Consider the following 24,108-nt stretch of genomic DNA (forward strand, 5'->3'; position numbering starts at 1 on the left):
TATTTATAGTATTTCTATATAACGCAAATTTCGTTTTATGTTCGTAAATTGGTAGGTTGTGAAAAGGGAGGTTTTCTTTTGGTTTCTTCGAAGCAGAGAAATTTAATATTGTTATTGCTTTTTGCCGGATGGGCGATTGGGAATTTTGATCGTTATTTTATAAACTATGCGGTCTTGTCGATTACAGAGGATCTGCAGTTAAACCCGGCTAGTACGGGATTGATTCTTAGCAGTTTCTTTGCGGGGTATGCATTAATGCAAATACCCGGTGGTTGGCTAGCTGACAAATTTGGCTCAAGAAAAGTTTTAATTGTATCCGTTTTCATGTGGTCGGTGTTCACTGCATTGACCGGGGCAGTTTGGTCAATGGCTTCCATGATTGTTGTCCGTTTCCTATTCGGCATCGGAGAAGGCGGGTTCCAGCCTGCTAGCTCAAAAATGATTTCGCAAACGTTTCCAAGCGAAAAAAGGGCGTGGGCCATGTCTGTTATGCTGTCATCAGGAGGCATCGTGTCCTTGGTCGTGCCGCTTCTTTCCGCATATATGCTGACGACAATCGGATGGCGTATGTCTTTCCTTATTCTCGGTGGAATTGGTCTTTCAATTACAATTCTTTATTGGGTGTTTGTTAAATTGCCTGCCCATCTAAAAGAAGAAGAGTTGAAGACGGAAATGGAATCACAAAAAGGGATTTTTAAACAAATTTTAAAAACACCGCTTATGCTGAATCTGTTTATTGCCTACTACAGTATTTATGCAATCAACTGGGGTTTGGCAACATGGCTGCCGACATATCTCGTTAATGTAAGAGGCCTGGATCTGGTTTCGCTTGGCTGGGCACAAACGATCCCTGGTTTAGCTATGCTTGTTGGAATTTACCTTGCTGGCTATATCATTGACAGATTGCCGCTTGGCAAAGAAAAAATTGTGGGCGCAATCTCCAGTGTTGCGATCGGTGTCATGCTATACCTTATGTTCAATGCACCAAGTGTAACGGTTTTTATCGTTTATCAGACAATCGTGCTGCTATTTGTTTCATTCGTCATATTGCTTTTGCCAGCTATTATTTTGAAAAGGCTTCCATCTACCGTGACAGGGACAAGTATGGGGATTGCCAATACAGGCGGGCAGTTGGCAGGATTCATTACACCGCTTGCCATCGGGTTTATCGTACAGGCGTTTAATGGCTCCTATAATGCTGCCTTTTGGATGCTGATCATTTTCGCGGTTATCTGCACAATTTCCCTATTGACATTGAATTATCGGAAAGGTCAATTGTTGCAAGATGCTGCATAATAATTTTCAGAAGAAGGAGAGATGAATGATGGATACATTGAATGCGGTTGTGAATGTAATTGAACAGAAAAGGGAAAAGTTCATTGCTTTAAGCGATAAAATTTGGGAAGTGCCCGAATTGTATTTTCAAGAATTTCAATCGTCGGGCTATTTAATTCATGCATTAGAAGAGGAAGGGTTTCAAGTTGAGCGGGAGGTGGCAGGGATAAGCACAGCGTTTGTCGGAAGTTTCGGTTCCGGGAAACCTGTCATTGCCATTTTAGGTGAGTTTGACGCGTTGCCAGGGCTTAGCCAGAAAAAAGGGCTAACGCATCACGACCCGCTTGTCGAGGGCGGAAACGGACATGGCTGCGGCCATAACTTGCTTGGTACGGGTGCATTTGCGGCGGCTGTCGCAGTGAAAGAGTATTTGGCGCAGAACGATAGACAAGGGACGATCCGTTTTTATGGATGCCCAGCCGAGGAGAATGGCTCTGGAAAAGCGCTGATGACGAAAGCAGGACTCTTCGATGATGTAGACATTGCTTTTTCGTGGCATCCTTGGGATGTACCGGGGCTTATGGATAAAAGGACACTTGCGAATTACTCTGCAAAATTTAAGTTCACAGGAAAAAGCGCCCATGCGGCGGCGGCTCCCCACTTAGGAAGAAGTGCACTCGATGCCGTCGAGCTGATGAACGTCGGGGTTAACTACTTGCGTGAGCATATGGTGCCGGACGCAAGAATCCACTATGCCGTGACGGATACAGGTGGTGCTTCGCCGAATGTGGTTCAAGCAAATGCCGACGTGGTCTATTTGATAAGAGCTGCGGAAAAAGATGAAGTGGAATCGCTTTATAAGAGGGTACAGGACATTGCGAGAGGTGCCGCTTTAATGACAGGCACTACGTTTGAAGAGGAATTTGTAGGAACCGCTTCCAACCTCATTCCTAACTCTGTACTTGCGGATATAATGTACGAGAATTTGGAGAAGGTAGGGGCGCCTTCCTATGATGAAGGTGACGTTGCCTTTGCAAAGAAGATTCGTGATACGCTGTCAACAGAGGACTTGAATAGTGCGTATGCCGGACGGGATCGTGAAACAGTGAAAAAGCTGAAAGAAAGGGATATTGCTGATTTCATCCCGCCATATATACCTTCGGAAGCCATCATGTCAGGATCGACGGATGTTGGGGATGTCAGCTGGGTCGTCCCGACGATGCAATGTCTTACAACTTGTTTTGCACTGGGCACTCCCCTTCACACTTGGCAGGTAGTTTCGCAAGGGGTTGCTCCGATTGCGCATAAAGGGATGTTGCAAGCAGCCAAAGTGATCGCATCCACCGTGTTGCAAGTGATGGAAAATCCAGTAATTATTGAACAGGCGAAAGAGGAATTGGCGGAACGCTTGGATGGCAAATCATATCGTTCATTAATTCCCGATTCAGTGAATTAAAAAAGTTGTTTGGGGCTGATTATATGGTCAGCCTCTTTTTCACGTATAAAATTGGAAGACCACTGGATTTCGTAAGGAAATATCGATAAAATTGGCTCACAGGTGTTGATGAGAAAGCAGGGATAGCATGTACAAAGTTGCGGTTGTCGGTCCGGCCCGATCTGTTAATCGGATTCTAACGTTAGCAATGGAGATAGAAAAGGAATTGGAATTCATTCCGTATGTTTATATGAAAACGAGTGAAGTAGAGGATTTTGTTAAAAATCCAAAGGTACCGGTGGACTTTTGGCTGTTTTCAGGTTACATACCTTATAAGATAGCGCTTAATGTGAAAGGCCCTCAAGAAGCTTTCGTATATATTGATTCGAGCGAATTAAGCATTTATAAGGAAATCGTGAATTTATCTAATAAAATTGGCAAACTCCCGGAACGGATCAGTATTGATATCGTAACATCTATTCATCTTGAAGAAGAGACTGTCAAATTGGAAAAAATAATGAAAAAAGTATTTGTGAAAAAATTTGACGTGGAGATTGACGCAGAAGAATTATTTAATTTTCATTATGAATTATGGCTAAAGGGAGAGATAGAAGGGGCGTTGACTTGCTACCCCACTGTTTATGACCGATTGAAGGAGGTGGGAGTTCCAGCGTTTTGGCTATCGCCGACTCGTAATGAAATCTTCCACACCACACGAATGTTTTTTGAGAAGATCAAGACTTCCTACTATAAAGACACCCAAATTGGCATTAACTTGATTGAAGTTATCGAATATGACGCTATCAAGGAAAAAATGAAGGAATCGTATAAATTGGAGTATTTGGAGCTTCATTTGAAAAAAACACTTATCCAATTATGCGAATCGCTGGACGGATCGCTTATCGAGCAAGGGAATGGCAGGTATGCAATCTTCAGTACACGTGGGGCGGTGGAGCGCGAAATCAGAACAGTAAAAGAGAAAGTGAATCATCTTTCGCTCGAAGCGGATTCGAGTGTTGCTGTCGGGATCGGCTTCGGTCAGACTGTCCTAACAGCAGAAGTGAATGCAAATCGGGCGATTCGTGAATCAAAAGAGATAGGGCAGCAAGAAATCATTATCATCCAGGAAGATGGGACAATAATTGACGCTGCCGGGAAAAGTGAGGAACTTATTTACGCCTATAGAACGGATGACGAAGAATTTGTAAAGAGGTTGAATGAAGGCAATATCAGTGTCAAGACATTTAAGCGCATTGAATCATTGATTCGGAAAATGGATTGGGCTGATTTTACAACAAAGGACTTGGCAATTCACTTAAAGATGAGCGAACGTAATGCTCAAAGAATAATAGCAGAATTATGTGCGGTACATCTGGCTGTCTGCATCGGGGAGGAGTCCCATTATTCGAGGGGGAGGCCGGTGAAACTATATAAGCTCGTCTAGCAAACAGCACTCTGTTCCATTCCGAGAAAAGAACGTTTTTGATGGATTGTATGTATACGGAAGATTTATTGAAAACGAGTTGAATAAGTAATCCATCTTGGCAGCATTGGCTAAGGTGGATTTTTTATTTCGGAATATAAATTAAATATTAAAACAAATACGTTCATAAGTATAGTAGAATAGAGTCAATTGTAAGTAAAATTTTGGAAAGGGGCGGTGGGGAATGATTTTATCTGTTAAAGACGTGTACAAATCATATGGCAAAGAACAGGTTTTGAAGGGGATTACGTTTGAGATTGAAGAGCCACAGATCATAGCGCTCGTTGGGCCGAATGGGTCTGGGAAGTCTACGTTAATGAACATCATTACGAATTTGTTGCCTGCACATAAGGGCGAAGTGGAGGTTCTTGGGAAGAGCAATCGGAATCCAAATATTTTCCGTGAGATTTCTTTCATGCAGGACAATACGGTGCTATACGAATATTTAACGGGGTACGATCATTTGCAATTCATTTGCGACGTGCAAGGATTGTCAAAGAAACAATTATTGGACACGGCGGAACGTATCGGGATTACGAGTTATTTGAATAAAAAAGTGAAAAATTATTCGCTTGGAATGAAACAGCATCTGCTGCTCGCAATGGCTGTCGTGAACAAGCCGAAGCTCATGATTTTGGACGAACCGTTGAATGGTCTTGACCCAACGAGTGCTATTCGGGTACGAAATTTGCTGCTCGCGTTGCGGGAAGAAGGGACGGCTATTTTATTGTCATCTCACAATCTGGCGGAAATCGACCGTGTGACGTCATCGATTTTATTCCTGAAGAAAGGAAGTTTGATTCAGGAAGATATGGCGGAATTTGAGCAAGTACGCTATCAGATTACAGTTAATGATATCGTAAAAGCGGAAAAGACATTGGCATCAGTGGGGATACCTGTCGAAGTAGTGGATGAGCGGCTGCATCTATACCGGAAAGATATAGGGCTTGACCGTGTGTTCTATTTGTTGGATCAAGAGCAGATTGTTATTGACGATATCGAGAAGAAAGTGTTCGGTTCCGAGGAGCGCTACCGGAAAATCTTTACGGAAGAGACGAAGTCCAATGAGCTTGTTGAAGTTTGAGCTGAAGAAGATTTGGCGGCAGAAGAAGTTCATTTGGTTATTGGTTATAGTGATGCTGACCGTTGGATGGTTTTTTTATCAAAACAAAATCGAGCAGGATTTGATGTCGAAAGAGGCAGAGGAGAAAATACTTCAAGTTGTTCTCAAAGTCGACCAACTGTACGCACAGCTCTTGCCGTTGAACAGGGAGAATAGGCTGACAGAGGTGCAGGCGGAGCAATTCGACATCTTGAACAATATGGCGACGGCCACGTTTCAGTGGAAGAGCGCCATTTACGGAAAACGTTGGGATGAAATACCGCTCGTCGAGAATGAATTCTATTCGCTATTGGAAAAGTATGAGAAAACTGGTGGTGTCTTTACAACATTAGAGGGCGTAGAACGGGAAAAGGCCATTAATAAGAATGCTTATTTGGTAAAGCATGATTTGCCGTATGCCAACGAAACAGATCCGGTGTCCCCTGCCTTGCAAATGAGTGAAATCGCTCCCATTTTGCTAGGACCGGCCGGACTTTTGCTGCTATTGCTCCTTTTTGGGAACGCTTATACTTCGGAGAAGGAGCAGCAGACATTATTGACGTTAAGGACGCAACCGCTCCGTAGATGGGAGTTGTTGCTTGCGAAGTACGCGGGATTGCTAACCGTAACGTTTTTCTACTTGGTTTTCGTCGCGATTGGCGGATGGATGATCCCGGTTGTTTTCGGAGAAACATTCAATGACTTGTTGTATCCAACGTTTCTGGAAACAGGCGATTCATTCTCCATCATTCCCATATGGCAACATTTGTTGAATGTGACGATTCTATTTGTGGGAGCGGGGGCATTCCTTTTTGCCTTGTTGCTTTTAATTGGTACGCAATTAAGAAGCTCATTTTCAACAATCATGCTGACAGGCTTCCTTACAATGATCGGCGTTGTACTGACGGATGCACTGCCGATTACGCAGACACCTTGGAACCCTTTCCAGTTTTTCCGCGCAGACCGGTTTTTGACCGAAATGCCGACCGATCCGATAGGGATGTATGCAGTTTCGGCAATTCTATGGAGCGTTTTATTGCTCGCGGCAACCATTTTCTTGCGTGAAGGTGAACGTGGTTTATTTAAATCGGCCGAGGAACTGAAGCCGTACCATAAAGGGAAAATGACACATCTCCGCTCCATTTGGAATACTAGTTTGTTTGAATGGCGGAAGTCGAAGCGGAGGGGGCTTGTCGGGCAGTCGCTGATCGTCCTATTCATCGCTGCTATTGTCGGCTATTTCTATTTCGCGGAGCAAGTGAAGGAGAAGGAGACTGAGGCTCTCGAAAGGTTGGCATCGATTGTAGAAGATGCGGAGAATGAGACGGGACTCATCGGTTACTTTATGGAAGCCATCAAAGAAATGGAGAAGCAGGTTGCAGAAGCAAATGCAAGAGGTGAAGACGGGGATTTCATATATGGACATAATATTGAATACTTTAACGAGTATATAGATGTAGCCCGTGAAGAAGCCGCGCATGCCGAACGTGCATTGAAGGCTTATGAAAATAAAGATTGGACCCCGTTATACGAATATCAGCTGTTCAATGACCATCGATATCTTGAAAGCTTGAAAGAGTCTAAAAAGCATAATTATGATCCTCTCACCATTTTCGGCTATGAAACAGCGATTGCGCAAAAAGAGTGGATGAAAGATCATAATATCCAACCGGTATTTGCGGGCACCTATATTCCGAACATCCATGACCAATGGAAAGAGGAACACCGGAAGGAGAAGAAAATGAATGAACAGGCGAACCGGAAAGTTGATCATAGCGGGTTATTCTCGCTCTTTATGTATTTCCGGGACTACCTGTACTTCATTCCGCTGATTTTATTCCTTCTCCTTGTAGGCGCAGGCTTTTCGGGCGAGCGAGGGAAGAGGCCGACGTTGCAGTTGCTTGAGACATTGCCGATCATGAAGCGTTCCCTTTTCCTTGGTAAAGTGTTTTTCAGTTCTGCTATTGCGATCGGGAGCGCGATTGTTGTTTTCCTGTTTGCCGTGCTCGTCGGAACGGTGTTCAACCGGTTTGGCGACTGGATGTATCCGGTGCTGCATTATCATAGCAGAAAAGAATTCCAATCGTTTGATTTTACAGGGCAGCGGGCATTCGAGGGCGGCTATCACTTCATGCCGCTCGGAGAGTACTTGTTGAAGGCCCTCTTGCTATATGTTTGTGCAGCATTGTTCCTGCTTGCATTGACGAATGTCCTAGGGCTCTTCATCCGCCAGCCGCTAGTCGTGTACGCATTGACGGGATTAATAAGTTTAGCAGGGTATTTAGTGAGTTGGGAAATGAATGATTTTGCTCATTATTCGCCGTTCCTCTATCTCAACATACCGAAAATTGTCAACGGGGAAATAATGACGCTGCTGAATGTTCCGGCCATTAGTGTGTATATGGGCTGCGGGATGCTGCTTGGAGCGACGGTTTTCCTTTTGGGTGCGGCTTATATCGGATTGAGTTTTGAGAAGGGGAGGAAGTCGGTAACAGCAACGGCGTGAACGCTCACAGCATAAAAGAGGATTTAGGGAAAAGATTGATCAAGCCCAAGAGCCTTATATGTAGACACGATATATAGTGAATAAAAAAGAAGATGAACACTACATTTTGTAGAGATTCATCTTCTTTTTCGTTTGAATGGCCGTTTATCAACAGCCCATTGAGCATTTTTGTGTGTACATCAAATCATTATGTCAATCGTCGCATTTTTCTTTAACTCTTCAGCATGCTGAGCAATTTTTTCCTGCTGTTTTTGCTGATGAAGAGATTGTTCGATTTGCGGTTTTACTTCCTCAAGCTTTGGAGCTTCTTGTCCTGCACTCTTTGCTTGTTCTGCATATTGCTCATACATTCGTTGGATTTCTTCATCGGTTATTTTGCCTGCCGGCACTTCTTTCTCAACGTACTGTCTAAGTTTAACATCGTCAGCTATTTGAGTTTCAAGTGTTTTCATATCTATGCCGGATTGTTTAAGGGCGGCTTCGAATTCTTTTTCTGTTTTAAACTGTTTTTTTATTTCGTCCAGCTGCTTATTAATCTCTTCCTCTGAAACTTTATAGCTTTTTTTATCTGCCTCTTGTAGAAGAAGAGTTTGCACGACCAAGCTGTCAATAGTTTGATTTTTCGCTTGCTCTGCACCTTCTTTAGAAGTCGGATCTTGTCCCATTAGCTGCAGTTGTCCTTGGACAGACGCTAAACCAGTATTATAGTCGCTTCCCAAAATCTCTTTATCATTCACTATGGCGACAGTTTTATTTTCATCTATTTGCTGTTCTTCTAATTTCTTTTGCATTTCTGCCATTTGGTTTTGCTGTTCCTTCTGCTGATCGGTTTCGGCTGTTTTATTATCATTTGTGGCTTCTGTATTTTCTCCATTTGCTCCGCATGCCACTAAAATAACGGCCATTAGACCGGTTACTAATGTAAACAACATTTTTTTCATAATCGATCTCCTCCCTTTAGCTAGAAGTATGATTTTTATTAAATAAATCATCTAGTGCGCATTATAAAGTTAATCCTGCGAAAAAGAAACGGGATGCGCCCCTTTTTAATATTTATCACAGGATTGAAATATCTGTAATGACTATGGATGCGTATAAAAAAGGCGATACATATTGTGCTTTCACAATATGTATCGCCCTTTAAACGTTCATCGTTGTATTCACCTTTTCGGCTCATAATTGAGCATTTGAAACATTTCCTTCAGTTCCTTATCCGTCAAGTCGCGCCATTGTCCGATTGGCAAATTGCCAAGATGGATGTTCATGATCCGTGTACGCTGGAGGCGTCTGACGTTGTAGCCGAGTGCCGAGCACATGCGGCGGATTTGGCGGTTTAGGCCTTGTGTCAACGTGATGTTGAATTTGCGGGGGCCAAGTTGTTTCACTTTGCACGGTTTCGTCACTGTGTCGAGGATTTCGACGCCGGATTCCATTTTTTGAATGAATTCTTTTGTAATGGGGCGGTCCACGGTGACGATATATTCTTTTTCATGGCCGTGTTCTTCGCGCAGGATTTCATTGACGATGTCGCCGTCATTTGTAAGAAGCAGCAAGCCGTCGGAGTCTTTGTCGAGCCTTCCGATATGAAAGATGCGGAGCGGGTGATTGACGAAATCGACGACATTCCCCTCAATATGACGTTCAGTCGTGCTCGTAATGCCGACGGGTTTATTGAGAACGATATAGACGAGCTGCTCTTCGGTTTTAACGGGTTTGCCGTCGACACGTACTTCATCTCCTTGTTCGACTCTGCTTCCGAGTTCTGCGGGCTGGCCGTTGATAGTGACGCGTCCGTCTTCAATCCATTTGTCTGCGCCGCGTCGCGAAACGATGCCAGCTTCGCTTAAATATTTATTAATTCTCATTCGGTTCACCTTTTTTCGAGTTTCTTTCCCACTATTGTACAGCTTGGGCAATAGTTATACAAAGTATGGGGGCTACATATATTAACGAAAGGTTGACAATTGATTGAATGAATAGTAAGGTTAGTACAACTTTTTTGTTCGGAGAGGGTAGAGGGGCCGGGAGCGGCGCCGCCCAGGAACAGATGAGTCGAGTTGAGAAGAGCATAGCTGAGAAATTGTTGAATAAGAGGAGTAGCTTCGGAATCGCGATATAGAGAGTCAGTGGGTGGTGGAAACTGATTCGCGGCCGTTGTGAATGGACTTATGAGAGCTGTCTGGAGTTTTTCAGGCGGACGCCTTTCCCACGTTACGGGAAGTGCCTTTTTTAGGCGCGCCGAGTGGAAGCTATTTTAAGATGGCTTCAAATAGAGGTGGCAACGCGGGTAACCCGTCCTCTGCAATTGGACTTTTCTGTCCTTTTGCAGAGGGCTTTTTTGTTTTTAATCTAGCCTGCCACAAACAAATTAGAAGAGGAGAGCTGAGATGGAAAAGACGAGTTTACGTATTACAGAGAAGAAGATTGAAGGAGATTCACTGACGCCGATCCTTATTTTCAGGCGGTTGCAAGGGCGCCATCGATTTTTGTTGGAAAGCTCGTCGCAGCATGATCGGTCGGGGCGGTATTCGTTCATCGGGGTGGATCCGGTGAAGGCATATCGCGGAAGGAATGGCCGGTTGGAAGAGTTCGTGTATGCGACGGAAAAGACATATGTGCATGAAGGGGATTTGTATACACTTCTGAAGAGATTGATGCCACGTATTGCGGAGCATGGAAAATATCCATTCATGGGAGGCGCAGTCGGATATGTCGGCTATGGGGCGGCGGAGGAAGCAGTAGTTCATTCCAATGAAAAGCCTGATGTGTATTTCAATATTTACGATACGGTCATCATCTTCGATCACCTTCTGAATGAAGTGACGTTGCTGCATACGGAAATCCATCCGGAATACGCGAAGCCAGACTTAAATGCTATGGCGGAGACGATTACATCAGGGCCGGTAGAAGAAGAGAAGGGCGTATCCGTTTCTGATTATCGATGTGCAATCTCGCAACAAGAATTTGAGGACCGTGTCCGGCAGGTGCTGCAGTTCATTGAAAAAGGCGAGGCTGAGCAGGTTGTCCTCTCCCGGAAGCTTGTGGCAGAAATCGATGGCGACCCGTTTGCGCTGTATCGAAAACTGCGTAAAAAGAATCCTTCGCCTTATATGTACTATATGGAGTTCGGTGATCATACCGTCATCGGTGCTTCTCCAGAAAGTCTCGTCAAGGTGACGGACGGAACGGTCATAACGAATCCGATTGCAGGGACGCGGAGACGGGGGTACACCGCCGAAGAAGATCGAGCATTGGAAGAAGAGCTGCGAAGTGATCCGAAAGAGCTTTCGGAGCACGACATGTTAGTCGAAGTAAGCAAGAAAGAGATGGAAATGGTCTGTGAGCCATCGTCCATCCTCGTTTCGACATACATGGAAACCGTAAGATATGAGCATGTCATGCACCTAGTTTCGGAAGTGGAAGGCAAAATAGCCCCGGGTTTGCATGCACTCGATGCACTAAAAGCGACTATGCCGGCGGGGACGGTTACCGGTTCGCCGAAAAAGGTTGCGATGGATATCATTACACAGCTTGAGGATGAGCCGCGAGGGTTGTATGGCGGTGCAATAGGCTATATCGGGCTAAATGGGAATATCGATTTTGCATTGACCATCCGGACGATGACGGTGCAGGAAGGAATAGCGACCGTGCAAGCGGGCGCAGGGATTGTGAAGAATTCAGTGCCAGCGTTGGAATATAAGGAGACAGTAAACAAAGCACGTTCTTTATTGGACGCTTTGAAATAAAGGACTTGATAAGAAGAGGAGAGATGAGCGGTGAAAAACTATACGAGAATAGTAGAGGAAGGCCGGAACTTACAGTATGAAGAGATGGAGCATGCGGCAAAACGGTTGTTTTCGGAAGAAGCGAATGTCGAGGAAATGGCCGCGTTTCTCGTCGCTTTGTCCAAGAAAGGAGAAACAGCGACTGAAGTGGCGGCGTTAGCTTCGGTCATGACGTCACATGCAATAGAAATGGACGTCCCGTCTGCCCGTTATTTGGACAATTGCGGAACAGGCGGGGATGGTTCGAACTCGTTCAATATTAGCACGACGTCGGCTTTTGTTTTAGCGGGTGCTGGTGTACATGTAGCCAAGCACGGCAACCGGAAAGTCACAAGTGCAGCGGGCAGCCAAGATGTGCTCGATGTGCTCGGCATCCATTCACGTTTTACAACTGACGATATGGGAAGGATGCTTCGTGAGGAAGGGTTAGCCTTTTTGTTCGCACCGATCGTCCATCCGAAAATGAAGCGGATTGGCGAAGTGCGAGCAATGATCGGTAAGCCGACAATCTTCAACCTCGTCGGACCGCTGACGAATCCTATTCCCCTCGAAACCCAATTCACGGGCATTAACCGTCCCGATTTTATTATGGAATACGCGTCCGTTATGCGAATGATTGGAAGGGAAAGGGCACTTGTCGTATCAGGGGCGGGAGGCCTGGATGAGGCGTCACTTGCCGGACAGAACTCGTTTGTCCTTATGGATAAGGGAGACTTGATCCCGTTTTCATTAACTGCCGAAGATGTTGGGCTATCCTATGCTCCTTTATCTGCGATTCGCGGTGGTTCACCGGAGGAAAATGCTGCGATGATCCGCTCCGTGTTACAAGGCGAACGGGGCCCGCGTTTTGACACGGTCGTATTCAATGCTGGTTTAGGGTTGTTCACGAACGGCATGGCAGATTCGATACAGGAAGGGATTGAACTGGCGACCGACAGCATTCTGTCGGGTAATGCACTTCGGAAATTGAAGGCAGTTGTAGCATTCAGTGAACAGATCGGGCAGGAGGCGATGGTGAAATGACGATATTAGAAACGATTTTGCAGACAAAACGGCTTGAAGTGAAGCAGCTTTTAATGGAGGAACTTGTCGTTTCATGTGAAACATTGCCCAAACGTCCTTCCCTTTTTGAAACGTTAAGAGAATCAGATCGCTTGGAAGTCATTTCGGAGATGAAACGCGCTTCGCCTTCAAAGGGGATGATCGCCGGGAATACGGATTCGGTCGCGCAAGCGAAGGCGTACGAGCAAGCTGGAGCGGCATGCATCTCGGTATTGACGGATTCAACTTTTTTCAAAGGCTCCTTGGACGATTTGGCGGCGGTAGCTGAAGCAGTCAAAATCCCGCTGCTCTGCAAGGATTTCATCATCCATGAATTGCAGATCGACCGAGCGAAGCAAGCAGGGGCATCTGTCATTTTACTTATCGTAGCTGCGCTTGACGATGTGACATTGCAAAGGCTATACAGCTATGCGACTGCGCGTGGACTCGAAGTGCTTGTGGAAGTGCATGATGCAAAGGAATTGGACCGTGCTCTTGCAATAAATGCAAAACTGATTGGCGTCAATAACAGGGATTTGAAAACGTTCGATGTTGATATGGCAAGGACGGAAGAAGTTGCAAAGCATTTTCCATTCAATGAAAATCGCGTATTCATCAGTGAAAGCGGAATTAAGGACGCGGAGGATGCGAGTAGAGCGGCTATGGCCGGAGCAAGCGCTGTTCTTGTCGGTGAGTCGCTCATGCGGAGTGCTTCCGTTGAAGACTCGCTCCGTTCGTTGCAAGTTCCAAAGGCAGGTGTTCCGCTATGACGAAAGTGAAGATTTGTGGGTTGATGGAGCCTGAGCATGTTAGAGCTGCGGTGGATGCGGGGGCGGATGCGGTCGGATTTGTATTTGCACCGAGCAGACGCCGTGTCGCGATTGCGCAAGCAAAAGAACTGGCACGACTCGTTCCGGATCATGTTATAAAAATTGGTGTCTTCGTTAATGCGGAGCAAGAAGAACTGGTGCGGGCATTTCGGGAGGTGCCGCTCGATTTCATTCAATATCATGGCGGGGAGTCAATGGGAACTATCAAAAAAGCAGGACTTCCTTCTATTAAAGTATTATCAGTGCATGGCAGTGAAGATGTGGAAAAGGTGCATGGCTATGATACGGAGTATGTCTTGTTCGATACGCCAGGCGTTGAATTCAGCGGCGGAAGCGGGAAGGTGTTTGACTGGAGTTTGGTGGAGAAGGATGTTCCGAGAGATCGTCTTATTTTGGCGGGCGGATTGCATGCGCAAAATGTCAGAGAGGCAATCCGGCAAGTTCGTCCGTATATGGTAGATGTGTCAAGTGGAGTGGAGATAGATCGTAGGAAAGACGCGACACTGATCCGTGAGTTTGTTCAAGCAGTGAAAGAGGAGGAGAGCTGAGATGGCAGTAGAGATGAGAAAAGGAAGGTATGGAAAGTTTGGTGGACAATATGTGCCAGAAACGTTGATGTCTGCGCTGATCGAATTGGAGAAAGCCTATGAAGAGGCAAAGGCCGATCCGACGTTTGCGGATGAGTTGGATTATTATTTGCGTGATTTCGTCGGTAGGGAAAATCCATTATATTTTGCGGGGCGTTTGACGGAGAAGGTCGGGGGCGCAAAAATTTTCTTGAAGCGTGAGGATTTGAACCATACGGGCGCCCATAAGATCAATAATTCGCTCGGGCAGGCGTTACTTGCGATGCGGATGGGCAAACGAAAAATTGTTGCGGAAACAGGTGCTGGGCAGCATGGTGTGGCAACCGCTACGGCTTGCGCATTGTTCGGTTTGGAGTGCATTGTCTTCATGGGCAAGGAGGATATCCGCCGACAGGAGCTGAATGTGTTCCGGATGGAGCTGCTTGGCGCGAAAGTAGTATCGGTCGATAAGGGATCTGGCACGTTGAAGGATGCTGTCAATGAAGCGCTTCGTTATTGGGTCGCGAATGTGGACGATACGCATTATATTTTAGGCTCAGCGCTCGGTCCGCATCCGTTCCCGGAAATCGTGCGTGATTTTCAACGGGTGATCGGTGTAGAGACGAGGAGGCAGATTATCGAGAAGGAAGGTCGTTTGCCTGACGCGGTCGTTGCGTGTATCGGAGGCGGCAGCAATGCAATCGGTATGTTCCACCCGTTCGTCGAAGATGAAAAAGTTGCATTGTACGGTGTTGAAGCGGCGGGTAGCGGAGTTGCGACAGGACTTCATGCGGCAGCGATTGCGGATGAGAAGGAAGGTGTTCTGCATGGGGCGTATATGTATGTGCTTCAAGACGAGAACGGCTTCATCCAGGAGGCGCACTCGATTTCTGCAGGTCTTGATTACCCGGCTGTCGGACCGGAGCATTGCCATTTGCATGACATCGGAAGAGTGAAGTATACGGCGATCACGGATGCGGGAGCGTTGGAAGGACTTCAGCTTCTATCAAGGACGGAAGGCATCATCCCGGCGTTAGAAAGTGCGCATGCGATCCAGTTTGCGACAGAGCTGGCAAAAAGCATGGAGAAGGACCAAATTGTCGTCATCTGTTTATCAGGCCGCGGTGATAAAGATATGCAGACAGTTCGTGATGTGCTTGGAGGTGGAGCGGAATGAAGACATTGGAGAAGAGAATTCGTACATGTATCGAGGAAGGCGGAAAGGCGTTCGTACCGTATATAATGGCGGGCGACGGAGGTTTAGTGACGCTGAAAGAGAAACTGCTCTTTTTGCAGGAAGCAGGCGTGACAGCGATTGAAGTCGGCATTCCTTTTTCGGATCCGGTAGCGGATGGGGAAGCTATCCAACATGCAGGAGCAAGAGCGCTTTCCGAAGGCGTGACGCTTCGGAATGTTTTGGAGGAGCTTATGAATTGTAAAGGGGAATTGGCGGTTCCTTTGGTTGTTATGACGTATTTTAATCCGATTTTGGCAATTGGTGTGCATCAATTTGTCGAAGCGTGCGGAAAAGCAGGGATCAGTGGATTAATTATCCCGGATTTGCCGCATGAGGAAAGTGGATCACTTCGTGGAATGTTGAAAGGGACTGATATTGCATGGATCCCTCTCGTGTCGTTGACAAGCCCGGATGAAAGGATTGCAATGATAGCAGAGGGCGCTGAAGGTTTCTTATATGCTGTTACCGTCAATGGAATTACCGGAAAACGGAATGAATTCGGTACGGCTATTTATTCCCACCTAGAACGTGTTAAGCGATTCAGTCCTGTACCTGTATTGGCGGGGTTTGGTATTTCAACGCAAACACAAGTGAAAGAGATGGGCAATTATACGGACGGAGTCGTTGTCGGAAGCGCGATTGTCGAAGCCTTTCATCGGGGGGAGCTGGAAAGTATCCGTGATTTAATACAGTCTGGTGTAGAGAAATTTGAAATTGTCGATCAACGTTGAAACTTTTCATGCTGTCATAACGTACATATAGCAAAGGAGTTGTACGGGATGCATTTGGATATGATCAGGCAAGAAGTAGAGATGACATATGACAAAGTGAAATCATTGGCAGGCTGGAGTGTCGATAAAAACGTTGTGTTGACGATCACTTCGTATTACGTGACGGCAGCGAAAGAATTCGATGCTGTTGACTTCAGTCGTGCCATGGCCGCCTTGAAAGAGCGGGCAGGCTGGTTTTCGCCCTTACGCGGGAATCTGTTGCCGATGATGGCAGCATTTCTTACACATTCTGAAGACTCAGTGGATGAAGGCGCGGATCGGCTCATTGATAAGCAACGGGCGTTAAAGCAGACTGGTTTTCGGAATACAATCCATTCTTATCTCGCCGCGCTGCTCATGGCTGATGATGCCAGCCGATTTCAAGAAGAGGCTGACCGTGCGAAAAAACTATATGACGCGATGAAAAAACAGCATTATTTCCTTACATCGGATGATGATTATGCATACGCCATGCTGCTCGGTAAAAAAGGGGAGGACCCGGAGGCCCACGCCAAGTCGATGCGGACTTACTACGATGCATTACGGGAAGAGGGATTTCGAACAGGCAATGAACTTCAGTGGCTTTCGCAAGTCATGACGTACATGGATATCGCATTCCAGCCGCAGCTTGTCAAAAGGGCATGGGAAATTTACGGTATGCTTCGGGACAACACAAAAGCGAAGCCTGTCCATTATCCGATGGTCGGATTTCTGACTGTGTTCGAGGTAGGAGATGAAAAGATTAGGGAAATCATCCAGCTGGCAGAACAATTGGGACAATCGAAGTTATTCAGATGGAACAAAGAAATGGCACTTTCGATTGCCATCGGTCATGTGATGCATCGCTTGACGGAAAATGCTGAGCAAGTAAATGTCAGTCTTGCCGCATCCGTAGAGATGATTCTGCAGGCACAGCAGGCGGTGATGGCCGCTACGGTGGCGGCAGTTGCCGCGTCATCGGCTGCAAGTTCCTCGAATGGATAATTGCAAGTGAATAGCAAAATAGTCAGGTGAAAAAAGCCGTTGTAGAACAGCAACAGCTTTTTTCACCTGTTTTTTTATGGACAACGATAGAAGATCGAAAAAAAAGTTTACGCTGAACCATTACGAGAAAACGCTTACATAGCAATGATTGTAACATGTTTGTCATATTAGAAATAATATAAGATTTTGATATTCTAAAAAAACAGTATTGTCAGGACTTATGTTGTGTAGTATATTGAGTTCAATAACTTTAAACGAAATCTGAAAATTAGTTATTTGAGAAAGTGTCAGTTAGTAGTGAGTAAGGAGGAAATTCTATTGAAAAACCCAGTCTTGGAAATAAAGGATCTTCGTACGTCATTCAATATTAAGGGCGACTATTATGCTGCGGTAGATGGAGTTTCCATTACAGTCCACGAAAATGAAGTCGTTGCAATCGTCGGTGAATCGGGTTGCGGTAAAAGTGCATTAGCCCTTTCTGTAATGGGCTTGCATAACCTGAAATCCACGAAGCTTGAAGGCCAAGTAAATTTTGGTGGACAAAATTTACTGACGCTATCACGTTCGCGATTGGATAAAGTGAGAGGGAAAGACATCGGGATGATTTTCCAAGACCCAATGACCGCTTTGAATCCGCTAGCGACAATCGGACGGCAAATTGAAGAGCCGATGGATTATCATATGAAATTATCCGCAAGCGAGAAGAAAAAGAGGACATTGGAACTACTTCGACGAGTAGGCATTAAAAACGAACAACGCGTCTACGAGCAATATCCGCATGAATTATCAGGTGGGATGAGACAACGTGTCGTCATCGCAATCGCTCTAGCATGCGACCCTGTTCTATTGCTCGCGGATGAGCCTACGACAGCTTTGGACGTTACGATCCAAGCGCAAATCATGGATTTGATGAAAGAACTGCAAAACCAGATGAAAACAGGCATCATCCTGATCACACATGACCTAGGGGTCGTCGCGGAAATGGCGGACCGTGTAGTCGTCATGTATGCAGGTGAAGTCGTTGAAATAGCAGAAGTAAAAGATTTGTTTGAAAACCCTTTGCATCCATATACCCGTTCTTTATTGAATTCAATCCCTTCTAACATGGATTCAAAAGAAAAATTGCATGTCATTGATGGAATCGTTCCATCCATTCAGAACCTCGACCGCAAAGGATGCCGTTTCGCACCGCGGATTGAGTGGATTCCTGAAGAGGATCATGAGGAGATGCCGGAAATGCATGAAGCTGCACCAAACCATTTTGTCCGATGCTCATGCTATAAAACGTTCTACTTTCCGGAGGACAGAGTAGGAGAGAAAGAATATGTCGCTACTAACAGTTAATGATTTAAAAGTTCACTACCCGATCCGAGGTGGTTTTTTCCGTAGAGTAGTAGATCACGTAAGAGCAGTCGATGGTATCAGTTTTGAATTAGAGCCTGGCGAGACTTACGGACTAGTTGGAGAGTCGGGATGCGGCAAGACAACTTCCGGCCGGGCGCTCATCGGCTTAAATAAAGTGACAAGTGGAGAAATGCTGTTCGAAGGAAAAGACTTGGCTAAAATGGGCAAGAGCGAAAGACGCAATTATACAAAGGATATACAAATGATTTTCCAAGATCCATATTCCTCATTGAATGGCAGGAAAAACGTCTTGAGTATCATTGCTGAGCCCCTCCGAAACTTTGAAAGGCTATCGCCGAAGGAAGAGTTGCTTAGAGTGCAAGAGTTAGTTGCAAGAGTCGGCTTAAGCCCTGAGTCTATTTATAAATATCCTCACCAATTTTCTGGTGGGCAGCGGCAACGTATCGGAATTGCACGGGCGCTAGCTCTGAATCCAAAGTTGATCATTGCGGATGAGCCGGTATCCGCGTTGGATGTATCTGTTCAGGCGCAAGTGCTGAACTTCATGCAGGAGATACAAGAAGAATTCAACCTGACATATCTATTCATTTCGCATGACTTAGGGATCATCCAGCATATGTGCGACCGAATCGGCATCATGTACAGAGGCCGTTTCGTAGAGGAAGGGACTGCTTCCGAAATTTACAACAATCCACAGCATGTTTATACAAAACGGTTGATTGCCGCAATTCCGGAAATGAATCCTGAGAAGCGTTTCGAAAAGATGCATTTACGTCAGGCAATCAATCAGGAATACCAAACTGAATATAGCAACTACTTTGATAAAGATGGGCGGATGTTCGATCTGAAGAAAATCTCGGATACGCATTCCGTCGCTATGCAATAAGGAGGATGATGTAAATGTTGAAATTCATTTTACGAAGAACACTGCTCATGATTCCACAGCTCATCCTTCTCAGCATTATCATCTTCATGCTTGCAAAAGCGATGCCGGGTGATGCGGTGACGGGGGCGTTTCAAGGGAATCCAGACGCTACACCTGAACAGATAGAGAAAATTCGTGAAAAATACGGATTGAATGATCCATGGTACCAGCAATATGGTCGTTGGATTTCAAAAGCAGTGCAAGGCGACTTCGGTATGTCCTATATGCATCAGCAACCAGTCACGAACTTATTGGCAGGGCGGGTTGAAAACACCGTACTTTTAGCGTTGTTTACAATGATTGTCATTTACTTGATCGCCATCCCGCTTGGCATTATTGCTGGAAGATGGTCAGATACTTGGGCGGACAAAATGATTGTCACGTATAACTATTTCGCTTTCGCGACACCTACATTCGTATTTGCTTTATTATTGCTATTCTTATTCGCTTTCGTACTCGGCTGGTTCCCGACCGGTAACAGTGTTGACATCCGAATTGAAGTCGGGACATGGGACTATTTCGTGAATAGGGCGAAGCACTTATTCTTACCAGTCATGTCTGGTGCTCTAATCGGAACTGTCGGAACTATCCAATACTTACGGAATGACATTATCGACCAGAAGATCAAAGACTACGTAAAAACGGCCCGCGCGAAAGGTGTGCCGGAAGGGAAAGTATATACGCGACATATTTTGCGTAACTCGCTATTACCAATTGCAGCTTTCCTTGGAATGGAAATTACCGGTCTTATCGGCGGTTCGGTTTTTATTGAAACAATTTACAGTTATCCAGGCCTCGGATACCTTTTCATTCAGTCTATTAACTTACGTGATTTTACCGTCGTAACGGCGCTCGTAATGATTTCTGGTGCTGCCGTCATTATCGGAACATTGCTTTCGGATATTATTCTGAGCATTGTCGATCCACGTATTCGACTTGAATAGTGAAAAGAGAGAAGAGGAGGGGAAATGAATGACTAATCCAGTTCTAGATGAAAAAAAGCTTATTGCACAAGAAAAGTTAAATAATCCGTCGCTTATGCGCACGATTTGGCGTGAAATAATAAACGATAAAATGGCGTTGGGCTCGTTGATTTTGCTTACAATCATCGTTTTAGCGGCATATATCTCTCCATTAGTGATTGACCCGGCCTCTTTGACGCGGGTAAACTTCCTGAACGTTTGGAAACCACCATCCGCTGCCAACTGGCTTGGTACTGATGATGGAGGTAGGGACGTGTTCGGACAACTTATGATTGGGACAAGAAACTCACTCACAATCGGAGTAGCGGTTACCGTCCTTGCAGGGTTGTTCGGCTTAACGTATGGGCTAATATCGGGTTATTTCGGTGGCGCTGTGGATAATGTTATGATGCGTATCCTTGAATTCCTCATGGTATTGCCGTCATTGATGTTCATTATCGTATTTGTAACAATCGTACCAAACTATAATGTATTTACGTTCATCCTGATCGTAAGTTTATTCGCCTGGTTCGGTAAGGCGAGACTTATCCGGTCAAGGGCTATTTCTGAAAGGGAGCTTGATTATATCAATGCTTCCAAGACGTTAGGAACACCAAGTTGGAAGGTCATGTTCTTTGAAATGTTCCCTAACTTGAGTTCCCTCGTCATTGTTAATATGACACTTACGCTTGCAGGAAATATCGGGTTGGAGACAGGGCTGACCTTCTTAGGATTCGGTTTACCCGCTGGAACTCCATCTCTTGGAACGCTGATTTCGTTCGCAAGGAACCCTGATATCGTAAAGAATAAGTGGTGGTCATGGTTACCTGCAGCATTACTAATTCTAGTAATGATGCTGTGTATAAATTACGTCGGGCAAGCGGTCAAACGCGCGTCAGACGCAAGGCAAAGATTAGCCTAAAAAATAAGGGGAGGTAATACAATTGGCAAAGAAGCAATTTATGCTACTTGCAAGTCTCTTGCTTGTTCTCAGCGTATTTTTAGCTGCATGTACAGGTAAAGACAAAGAGGATGCTGGTGAAAAAGAACCGGCTAAGGAAACAGGCAAAGAGAACACAGAAGAAACGACAGAGGAAGATCCAGCTGAAGAAGATGCAAGCGCTGGCCTAGACTTCCCGTTCGAAGTATCGAACAAAGCTGAGCCAATCGAAGACGGAGAAATGACAATCGCAATGGTTACAGACACTCCGTTTGAAGGAACTCTTGCACCTGTATTCTATTCAGGCGCATATGACTGGGAAGTAATCAGTAAGTTCCACGAAAGCGTATTTGCTTACGATGGCGACTACTTGATCACTCAAGACGGTGCTGCTAACTGGGAAATTAGTGAAGATAATAAAACAATCACAATTACAATTAAAGACGGCGTTAAATGGCATGATGGCGAGCCTTTAAAAGCTAGTGACCTTCTTTACTCTTACCAACTTCTTGGTCACCCTGATTACACAGGAACTCGCTACACGTACATGATCTCTAACGTTGAAGGTATGCCTGCATACCATAACGGCGAAACAACAGAAATTTCTGGTATCACAGTTTCTGAAGATGACAAAACAATTGCTATCACTTACACAGAAGCGACTCCATCGCTAATGTCTGGTATTTGGGGCCATGCTACACCTAGACACCATGTCGGCGATATCATGACTGGTGAAGTGACAATGGAAGAGCTTGTTTCTTCTGATAAAATCCGTGTAAACCCAATCGGTTTCGGTCCTTACAAAGTTGCAAAAATCGTACCAGGCGAGTCTGTTCTTTATGAGCGCTTTGATGACTATTGGAGAGGGAAACCTGCTCTAAAATCATTGGTTCAAAAAACAGTAAGCTCTGCTTCAATTCTTGAAGTTCTTAAAAAAGGTGAAGTGGATATCGCTTCTATCCCTGTAGACCAATATCAAAACGCTAAAGAAATCGACAACATCGAGCTTCTTGCTGACGTTGATACTGCTTACACATATATCGGGTTCAAACTTGGTAAATGGGATGCAGAAAATAAAACAAACGTAACTGATCCAAACGCAAAAATGGCTAACAAACTTGTTCGTCAAGCTATGTGGTATGCAATGGATAACGAAACAATCGGTAAAGAGCTTTATCACGGTCTTCGTTTCCCAGCAACTACTTTGATCATTCCTGTATTTGCTAGCTTCCATGATTCTAGCATTGAAACACCGTCTTACGATCCGGAAAAAGCGAAAGCACTTCTTGACGAAGCTGGATACGTAGATACAAACGGCGATGGTTTCCGTGAAAACGACAAAGGTGAAGAATTCGTTCTTAACTTTGCTTCTATGTCCGGCGGAGAAACTGCTGAGCCAATCGCACAGTTCTACATTCAAAACTGGGCTGACGTAGGTATTAAAGTTCAACTTCTAGACGGACGTCTACACGAGTTCAACTCCTTCTACGACATGGTAGAAGCTGATGATCCGAAAATTGACATCTACCAAGGTGCATGGGGAACTGGTACTGATCCAGATCCATCCGGCCTATACGGAAGAGATGCTGCGTTCAACTACACTCGTTACACAAGCGAGAAAAACGACGAGCTTCTTGCAGCTGGTACATCTGAAAAAGCATTTGACTCAGACTACCGTAAAGATATCTACAAACAATGGCAACAGTTGATGGTTGAAGAAGTTCCGGTTGCACCAACTGTATACCGTTACTACCTAATGGGCGTTAACAAACGTGTTGTTAACTACTCTATCGATCCAGATTCTGACCTATTCTTGTATCAAATGGGTGTAAGTGAATAATAATTGATTATTGAGCAATCTCAGTAATCTGTAAACCGCCATCCGGGCAACTGGATGGCGGTTTTTTGATGAAATCTGCAACCCGTTACTACTTACTTTCAACAATAGCATGAATCTATTTTTTGAAACCATATTGTAATATTCTTAAAAATTTGATAGGATTGAACTTACCAATTAATCGATTATACTAGCAATTCAGAGAGGTAAAGGAATGGGGGAAGCAAAGTTGAAGATTTACGTATCCGTTGACATGGAAGGGATTACAGGGCTGCCCGATTACACATTTGTCGACTCGGCCAGACATAATTATGAACGAGCGCGCCGTATTATGACCGAGGAAGCGAATGCTATCATACGCGCAGCGATTGGACAAGGGGCTGAACAAGTCCTCGTGAACGACAGCCATTCCAAAATGAACAATTTGCTAGTTGAGGAGCTGCATCCGGATGCAGATTTAATAACAGGTGATTTGAAAGCGTTTTCCATGGTACAGGCGCTCGATGAATCATTCGATGGTGTAATCTTCGCGGGTTACCATGCAAGAGCAGGTCAGCCGGGCGTCATGAGTCACTCGATGACATTTGGCGTACGGAATATGCATATAAATGATGTAGCGATTGGTGAGCTTGGCTTAAATGCATATGTAGCCGGCTATTATGGAGTGCCTGTCATTATGGTCGCTGGGGACGATCGTGCTTGTCAGGAAGCGGAAGACTTGATTCCTGGCATTGTGACTGCAGCGGTTAAGCAATCTATTTCCCGTTCTGCGGTAAAGACGCTGCATCCGACAAAGGCTCATGCATTGATCGAGGAAAAGGTCGCAGAAGCGATTGCCAAGCGTTCAACGATCAAACCGCTCGTGCCGCCAGCACATCCTGTGTTGTGTATTGAGTTTACAAACTACGGTCAAGCCGAATGGGCTGCTCTCATGCCGGGATGTGAAATTGAGCAGGGGACGACGATCGTGAAATTTGAAGCGAAGGACATTCTGGAAGCATATCGGGCAATGCTCGTCATGGTCGAATTGGCAATGCAAACAAAGTTCTGCTAAAGGGGGGAGTG

20 protein-coding genes and 1 other annotated feature are annotated in these 24,108 nt (G+C 45.3%); of the genes, 18 read left to right on the forward strand and 2 right to left on the reverse strand.

From position 1 onward, the window contains the following. Positions 1 to 78 precede the first annotated feature (78 nt). From ACR65H_RS03620 to ACR65H_RS03640, 5 genes are all read left to right on the forward strand, one after another. Positions 79 to 1,296 carry an MFS transporter gene (locus tag ACR65H_RS03620; RefSeq protein ID WP_440498750.1) on the forward strand — a complete coding sequence of 406 codons (1,218 nt, stop codon included), beginning with the start codon at positions 79 to 81 and terminating at the stop codon, positions 1,294 to 1,296. A 28-nt stretch (positions 1,297 to 1,324) separates the two neighbouring features. Further along, positions 1,325 to 2,731: a M20 family metallopeptidase gene (locus tag ACR65H_RS03625; RefSeq protein ID WP_440498752.1), complete on the forward strand. Its 1,407-nt coding sequence runs from the start codon at positions 1,325 to 1,327 to the stop codon at positions 2,729 to 2,731. A gap of 127 nt (positions 2,732 to 2,858) precedes the next feature. Continuing rightward, entirely contained in the window at positions 2,859 to 4,154 is a 1,296-nt protein-coding gene (locus tag ACR65H_RS03630) for a hypothetical protein (protein ID WP_440498753.1), read from the forward strand. Positions 4,155 to 4,377: 223 nt separating this feature from the next. Further along, a complete protein-coding gene (locus ACR65H_RS03635; RefSeq protein WP_440498755.1) occupies positions 4,378 to 5,277 on the forward strand; it encodes an ABC transporter ATP-binding protein in 900 nt (299 codons plus the stop codon). Beyond that, positions 5,258 to 7,801 carry an ABC transporter permease subunit gene (locus tag ACR65H_RS03640; RefSeq protein WP_440498756.1) on the forward strand — a complete coding sequence of 848 codons (2,544 nt, stop codon included), beginning with the start codon at positions 5,258 to 5,260 and terminating at the stop codon, positions 7,799 to 7,801. Before ACR65H_RS03635 ends, ACR65H_RS03640 begins: the two co-directional genes overlap by 20 nt. 179 nt (positions 7,802 to 7,980) lie before the next feature. Here the strand turns inward: ACR65H_RS03640 and ACR65H_RS03645 are convergent, their stop codons facing one another. Together ACR65H_RS03645 and rluF are read right to left on the reverse strand one after the other, a co-directional pair. Continuing rightward, positions 7,981 to 8,742 (reverse strand): SurA N-terminal domain-containing protein, encoded by a 762-nt coding sequence (locus ACR65H_RS03645; protein WP_440498758.1) that lies wholly within the window; start codon positions 8,740 to 8,742, stop codon positions 7,981 to 7,983. Positions 8,743 to 8,961: 219 nt separating this feature from the next. Beyond that, on the reverse strand, positions 8,962 to 9,666 hold the full coding sequence (gene rluF / locus ACR65H_RS03650) for a 23S rRNA pseudouridine(2604) synthase RluF (RefSeq protein ID WP_440498759.1): 705 nt from the start codon (positions 9,664 to 9,666) through the stop codon (positions 8,962 to 8,964). A gap of 209 nt (positions 9,667 to 9,875) precedes the next feature. Beyond that, positions 9,876 to 10,104: a binding site (T-box leader), on the forward strand. A gap of 84 nt (positions 10,105 to 10,188) precedes the next feature. Here rluF and ACR65H_RS03655 point away from each other — a divergent pair. The 13 genes from ACR65H_RS03655 (at position 10,189) to dppA (ending at position 24,097) form a co-directional block, all read left to right on the forward strand. Then, positions 10,189 to 11,547 carry an anthranilate synthase component I family protein gene (locus ACR65H_RS03655; protein ID WP_440498760.1) on the forward strand — a complete coding sequence of 453 codons (1,359 nt, stop codon included), beginning with the start codon at positions 10,189 to 10,191 and terminating at the stop codon, positions 11,545 to 11,547. 30 nt (positions 11,548 to 11,577) lie between these two features. Further along, positions 11,578 to 12,609 (forward strand): anthranilate phosphoribosyltransferase, encoded by a 1,032-nt coding sequence (trpD, locus tag ACR65H_RS03660; RefSeq protein WP_440498761.1) that lies wholly within the window; start codon positions 11,578 to 11,580, stop codon positions 12,607 to 12,609. Beyond that, complete coding sequence (gene trpC / locus ACR65H_RS03665) at positions 12,606 to 13,397, forward strand: indole-3-glycerol phosphate synthase TrpC (protein WP_440498762.1); 792 nt, start codon at positions 12,606 to 12,608, stop codon at positions 13,395 to 13,397. The genes trpD and trpC overlap by 4 nt, the downstream gene beginning before the upstream one ends. Beyond that, complete coding sequence (locus ACR65H_RS03670) at positions 13,394 to 14,005, forward strand: phosphoribosylanthranilate isomerase (protein ID WP_440498763.1); 612 nt, start codon at positions 13,394 to 13,396, stop codon at positions 14,003 to 14,005. The genes trpC and ACR65H_RS03670 overlap by 4 nt, the downstream gene beginning before the upstream one ends. A 1-nt stretch (position 14,006) precedes the next feature. Next, entirely contained in the window at positions 14,007 to 15,200 is a 1,194-nt protein-coding gene (gene trpB / locus ACR65H_RS03675) for a tryptophan synthase subunit beta (protein ID WP_440498764.1), read from the forward strand. Further along, positions 15,197 to 15,991 carry a tryptophan synthase subunit alpha gene (gene trpA, locus ACR65H_RS03680; protein WP_440498765.1) on the forward strand — a complete coding sequence of 265 codons (795 nt, stop codon included), beginning with the start codon at positions 15,197 to 15,199 and terminating at the stop codon, positions 15,989 to 15,991. The genes trpB and trpA overlap by 4 nt, the downstream gene beginning before the upstream one ends. A 48-nt stretch (positions 15,992 to 16,039) precedes the next feature. Further along, complete coding sequence (locus ACR65H_RS03685; RefSeq protein ID WP_440498767.1) at positions 16,040 to 17,014, forward strand: DUF4003 family protein; 975 nt, start codon at positions 16,040 to 16,042, stop codon at positions 17,012 to 17,014. Positions 17,015 to 17,332: 318 nt separating this feature from the next. Continuing rightward, positions 17,333 to 18,358: an ABC transporter ATP-binding protein gene (locus ACR65H_RS03690; protein ID WP_440498768.1), complete on the forward strand. Its 1,026-nt coding sequence runs from the start codon at positions 17,333 to 17,335 to the stop codon at positions 18,356 to 18,358. Then, positions 18,339 to 19,265: an ABC transporter ATP-binding protein gene (locus ACR65H_RS03695; RefSeq protein ID WP_440498769.1), complete on the forward strand. Its 927-nt coding sequence runs from the start codon at positions 18,339 to 18,341 to the stop codon at positions 19,263 to 19,265. Before ACR65H_RS03690 ends, ACR65H_RS03695 begins: the two co-directional genes overlap by 20 nt. A gap of 14 nt (positions 19,266 to 19,279) precedes the next feature. Beyond that, positions 19,280 to 20,248, forward strand: a complete 969-nt coding sequence (gene opp4B, locus ACR65H_RS03700; protein ID WP_440498770.1) for an oligopeptide ABC transporter permease — start codon at positions 19,280 to 19,282, stop codon at positions 20,246 to 20,248. Positions 20,249 to 20,276: 28 nt separating this feature from the next. Beyond that, a complete protein-coding gene (locus tag ACR65H_RS03705; protein ID WP_440498771.1) occupies positions 20,277 to 21,188 on the forward strand; it encodes an ABC transporter permease in 912 nt (303 codons plus the stop codon). Between the two features lie 22 nt (positions 21,189 to 21,210). Beyond that, entirely contained in the window at positions 21,211 to 23,046 is a 1,836-nt protein-coding gene (gene opp4A / locus ACR65H_RS03710; protein WP_440498773.1) for an oligopeptide ABC transporter substrate-binding protein, read from the forward strand. A gap of 226 nt (positions 23,047 to 23,272) precedes the next feature. Then, positions 23,273 to 24,097, forward strand: coding sequence for a D-aminopeptidase DppA (gene dppA, locus ACR65H_RS03715; protein ID WP_440499202.1), 825 nt, complete (start codon positions 23,273 to 23,275; stop codon positions 24,095 to 24,097). The last annotated feature ends 11 nt before the right edge of the window (positions 24,098 to 24,108 follow it).

Source organism: Sporosarcina sp. SAFN-015 (assembly GCF_059415085.1).

What these genes read in the sequence shown, in the direction of transcription:
- ACR65H_RS03625 (WP_440498752.1), top strand. Translation starts at nt 1,325, where the DNA reads ATGGATACATTGAATGCGGTTGTGAATGTAATTGAACAGAAAAGGGAA.
- ACR65H_RS03630 (WP_440498753.1), top strand. Translation starts at nt 2,859, where the DNA reads ATGTACAAAGTTGCGGTTGTCGGTCCGGCCCGATCTGTTAATCGGATT.
- ACR65H_RS03635 (WP_440498755.1), top strand. Translation starts at nt 4,378, where the DNA reads ATGATTTTATCTGTTAAAGACGTGTACAAATCATATGGCAAAGAACAG.
- ACR65H_RS03640 (WP_440498756.1), top strand. Translation starts at nt 5,258, where the DNA reads ATGAGCTTGTTGAAGTTTGAGCTGAAGAAGATTTGGCGGCAGAAGAAG.
- ACR65H_RS03645 (WP_440498758.1), bottom strand. Translation starts at nt 8,742, where the DNA reads ATGAAAAAAATGTTGTTTACATTAGTAACCGGTCTAATGGCCGTTATT.
- rluF (WP_440498759.1), bottom strand. Translation starts at nt 9,666, where the DNA reads ATGAGAATTAATAAATATTTAAGCGAAGCTGGCATCGTTTCGCGACGC.
- ACR65H_RS03655 (WP_440498760.1), top strand. Translation starts at nt 10,189, where the DNA reads ATGGAAAAGACGAGTTTACGTATTACAGAGAAGAAGATTGAAGGAGAT.
- trpC (WP_440498762.1), top strand. Translation starts at nt 12,606, where the DNA reads ATGACGATATTAGAAACGATTTTGCAGACAAAACGGCTTGAAGTGAAG.
- ACR65H_RS03670 (WP_440498763.1), top strand. Translation starts at nt 13,394, where the DNA reads ATGACGAAAGTGAAGATTTGTGGGTTGATGGAGCCTGAGCATGTTAGA.
- trpB (WP_440498764.1), top strand. Translation starts at nt 14,007, where the DNA reads ATGGCAGTAGAGATGAGAAAAGGAAGGTATGGAAAGTTTGGTGGACAA.
- trpA (WP_440498765.1), top strand. Translation starts at nt 15,197, where the DNA reads ATGAAGACATTGGAGAAGAGAATTCGTACATGTATCGAGGAAGGCGGA.
- ACR65H_RS03685 (WP_440498767.1), top strand. Translation starts at nt 16,040, where the DNA reads ATGCATTTGGATATGATCAGGCAAGAAGTAGAGATGACATATGACAAA.
- ACR65H_RS03695 (WP_440498769.1), top strand. Translation starts at nt 18,339, where the DNA reads ATGTCGCTACTAACAGTTAATGATTTAAAAGTTCACTACCCGATCCGA.
- opp4B (WP_440498770.1), top strand. Translation starts at nt 19,280, where the DNA reads ATGTTGAAATTCATTTTACGAAGAACACTGCTCATGATTCCACAGCTC.
- ACR65H_RS03705 (WP_440498771.1), top strand. Translation starts at nt 20,277, where the DNA reads ATGACTAATCCAGTTCTAGATGAAAAAAAGCTTATTGCACAAGAAAAG.